Annotated in this window: 4 protein-coding genes; 2 read left to right on the plus strand and 2 right to left on the minus strand. The window is 72.9% G+C overall.

Going from position 1 to position 3,757, the window contains the following annotated elements; all coding sequences use genetic code 11:
* Positions 1-767 (plus strand): PucR family transcriptional regulator (locus C1I98_RS36550; protein WP_146607865.1); only part of this gene is annotated, 767 nt, incomplete at its 5' end.
* 9 nt (positions 768-776) lie between these two features.
* Here the strand turns inward: C1I98_RS36550 and C1I98_RS36555 are convergent.
* On the minus strand, positions 777-1,406 hold the full coding sequence (locus tag C1I98_RS36555) for a TetR/AcrR family transcriptional regulator (RefSeq protein WP_111171854.1): 630 nt from the start codon (positions 1,404-1,406) through the stop codon (positions 777-779).
* Positions 1,407-1,630: 224 nt separating this feature from the next.
* On the opposite strand from C1I98_RS36555, the gene C1I98_RS36560 reads away from it, so the two are divergent.
* A complete protein-coding gene (locus tag C1I98_RS36560) occupies positions 1,631-3,058 on the plus strand; it encodes an aldehyde dehydrogenase family protein (RefSeq protein ID WP_111171853.1) in 1,428 nt (475 codons plus the stop codon).
* 21 nt (positions 3,059-3,079) lie between these two features.
* On the opposite strand, the gene C1I98_RS36565 is transcribed toward C1I98_RS36560, so the two are convergent.
* On the minus strand, positions 3,080-3,757 hold a 678-nt coding region (locus C1I98_RS36565; RefSeq protein WP_368773558.1), incomplete at its 5' end, for a trypsin-like serine peptidase.

Raw genomic sequence — 3,757 nt, forward strand, 5'->3', positions numbered from 1 at the left:
GGGCGGCGGCGGGGGATCGGACGTTCTCCCCGGTCAGGCACACGGTGGTCAACGTGGCGGGCTCGCTGCTGACGCTCGCGCTGGAGCAGGAGGCGCGGCGACCGGCCGCCGAACGGCGGGTGCGGGCCGCGGTGCTGCGGCTGCTGCTGGCCGGCGAGGTGGACGGCGCCCGCGCCGCCCTGGCCGCACTCGGCGATCCGCTGCCCGAACCTTCGGTCGTGGTGCTCGCCACCCGCGGCGACCGCGACGGGGTGATCGAGGCGGCCGGAGGGACGTTCGCCGCCGCGCTCGGCGAGGAGACCATCGTGCTGGCCCCGGCGGACGGGCAGGAGGCGCTGGTACGCGCGCTCGGGCCGTACGGGCCGGTCGGCGTGGGCGAGCCGGTCGGCCTCGACCGCCTGGCGGCCGGTGCGGAACAGGCCCGCCGCGCCCTGGCCGCCGCCCACCGGATCTGCGCCCCGGTCATGCGCTATGCGGCGCTGCCCGGCCAGGGCCTGCTCGCGGTGCTCGACCCCGGCGCGGCCCAGGCGTTCGCGACCGCGCTGCTCGCCCCGATGCTGGAGTACGGCACGCGCGCCGACCTGCTGGAATCGCTGCGCGCCTACCTGGAGGCCAACGGCCATTGGGACGCCGCCGCGCAACGCCTCGGCATTCATCGGCACACGCTGCGCTACCGGATGCGCAAGGTCGCCGAACTGCTCGGCCGCGACATCGACGACCCCGCCACGCGCGCCGAACTGTGGGTGGCCTGCTCGATCATCGGCTGAGCCCGGGTCTCAATCGGACTTGCGGACGAGGAAGCAGCAGATGGTGGCGGTGGTCACGGCGTCGAAGGTGCGCGAGTCGCGGAAGTGCCCCGCGCGCTCAAGGCTGATCGCGCCGTGCGCGGCCGCCCACAGCGCGTCGGCGATCTTACGCGGCTGGGTCGGGATGATGTACCCGGCCGAGATGCAGTCGGCGATCACCCGGTCGATGATGTTGAGCGCGGCCCTGGCCAGGGTGCGCGCCCGCTCGCTCGGCTCGAAACCCGGGATGGCCTTTTCGAACATCAGGCTGTAGTAGGCGGGCTCGGACAGGCACGCCTCGCGGTAGACCGGGGCCAGCGCGGTGAGGTAGTCGTACGGGTCCTTGCGCGGCGGGACGGCCTCCAGCCTGCGCCGGAACCGCTCGAAGCCCTCCAGGTAAAGGGCCTCGGCGAGGCCTTCCTTGCTGCCGAACATGGTGTAGATGACCGTGGTGGAGCAGCCCGCCTCGGTCGCGATGCGCCGCATGGAAAGGCTGTCGGGCCCGTGGGTCAGCAACAGCTCCCCGGCGACGTCGAGCAACCGGGTGCGCAACTCGTCGTGGGAGGTGCGCTCGCCCAAGAGGTAGGCGCCCTGGAGCCCACGAGGCGCCGACGAGGTCATGAGCTTCAGCCCTTCCACTCCGGGGCCCGCACGCGACCCACACATGACTTAACCCCGGCCGCGCAGGTTCAAACCGTCCTGCACGAAGTCATCCGGATTTATGGCCTATTTCGTTACAGGCAAGCGGTCGGCCGATGTGCATTATCCGTCATGGCGTGAAAAAGCGAACCGATTGTGCGCACTGGAGTAAAGCTCTGGGCGGTTGGGTGGCATAGCGTTCAGGTATGGACGTGCGCCCCTTCTGGCTCGCCGGCCGTGCCGCCACCGGCGAGGCCGAGCTGACCGTGACCAATCCCCACGACGGCAACGTCGTCGCGATCTGCTCCGTGCCGACCGAGGAGCAGGTCGAACAGGCCATCGCCGCCGCCGAGGCGGTGCGCGCGCAGGCCGCGGCACTGCCCGTGCACGTGCGCGCCGACGCGCTCGCCCACGTCTCGCGGCGGCTCGCCGAGCGCGCCGACGAGCTGGCCACGCTGATCAGCAGGGAGAACGGCAAGCCCATGATGTGGGCGCGGGGCGAGGTCGCCCGCGCCGTGTCGACCTTCAGGTTCGCCGCCGAGGAGACCCGCAGGTTCAGTGGCGACGTCCAGCGGCTCGACACCGAGCCGGGCGGCACCGGCCGGATGGCCTACGTCACCCGGGTGCCGCGCGGGCCGGTGCTCGCCATCACGCCGTTCAACTTCCCGCTCAACCTCGTCGCGCACAAGGTCGCCCCGGCCATCGCGGTCGGCGCCCCGGTCGTGGTCAAGCCCGCACCCGCGACCCCCGTCTCCTCACTGGTGCTCGGCGACATCCTGGCCGAGACCGCGCTGCCCGAAGGCATGTTCTCGGTGCTGCCGGTGCCCAACGAGCGGGCCGCCGGGCTGGTCGACGACCCGCGCCTGCCGGTGGTGTCCTTCACCGGCTCGGGGCCGGTCGGCTACGCGCTGCTGGACCAGGTGCCCCGCAAGCACGTCACCCTCGAACTCGGCGGCAACGCGGCGGCCGTCGTGCTCGCCGACGCCGACCTGGACTGGGCGGCCTCGCGGATCGCGGTGTTCGGCAACTACCAGGCCGGACAGAGCTGCATCGCGGTGCAGCGGGTGATCGTGGAGGACGCCGCCTACGACCGCTTCGTGGAGCGGCTGCTGCCCGCCGTCCAGGCGCTCGTCACCGGCGACCCGGGCGATGAGAAGACCCAGGTCGGGCCGCTGGTGTCGGAGGCCGCCGCGGAGCGGGTGGAGCAGTGGATCGCCGAGGCCGTGGCCGCGGGCGGGCGGCTGCTGGCCGGTGGCACCCGCGCGGGCGCCACGATCGCCCCCACCGTGCTGACCGACGTCCCCGCCGACGCCAAGGTCAACCGCGAGGAGGTCTTCGGGCCGGTGATGGTGCTGTCCCGGGTGGCGGGCGTGGACGAGGCGTTCGCCGCGGTCAACGACTCGGCGTACGGCCTGCAGGCGGGCGTCTTCACCCGGTCGCTGGACGTCGCCTTCCGGGCCAACCGGGAGCTGGAGGTCGGCGGGGTGATCATCGGTGACGTGCCGTCCTACCGGGCCGACCAGATGCCCTACGGCGGAGTCAAGCAGTCGGGGATCGGGCGCGAGGGGCTGCGCTCGGCCATGGAGGACTTCACCTACGAGAAGACCATGGTGCTGACCGGCCTGAGCCTGTGAGGTGACGGCGGGGGCGCCGCGTCAGGCGCGCTGCGCCCTCGCGTACAGGTCTTTGGCGGCGGCGCCGAGGTAGGGGCCGTACATCACGGTCTCGTCGTCGGTGTACTTGAAACTGCTCACCGAGGTCAGCGTGCCGCGCCCGGTGCGCGGGTCGAAGCCGGACAGCCACGGGCCGCCGCTGGCCCCGGCCGTCATGTCGCACGGCAGGCCCTGGTCGTGGGTCTGGCCGTGCGGGTCGGGCCGGGGCCGCCCGGCGCAGTAGACCAGCCGCCGCCCGTCGTACGGCGGGTCGGCGGGGAAGCCGAAGACGTGCGCGGCGCCGCCGCGCCGGGCGTTGAAGGCGATCTCCTGGACGCCCGTGACATCGGCGACGTGCCTGCCCCCGCGGCGGTTGAGCGCCACCATGCCGACGTCGTGGCTGTCGTCGGCGCGCTGGGACCACTGGCGCGGCACGAACATCCGGCGGGCCGTGAACGAGCCGTACGGCCCGCCGCCGTCCCGGTAGCCCGGCACGAAGATCCAGTTGTCCGCCCACTCGCCCGTGCCGTCCTTGAGACAGTGGCCGGCGGTCACCACGAGGTCACGGCTGGCGCTGCGCACGGTGCTCGCCGAGCAGACGAAGTCGCTGCCCGCCATCGTCAGGAACACCCTGCCGGTCGTGCGCCCCACCGACCCGGCTCCGCCCCTGCCGCTCCACAC

Origin of the sequence: Spongiactinospora gelatinilytica, from assembly GCF_003236385.1 — a bacterium.
GTDB classification, from domain to species: domain Bacteria; phylum Actinomycetota; class Actinomycetes; order Streptosporangiales; family Streptosporangiaceae; genus Spongiactinospora; species Spongiactinospora gelatinilytica.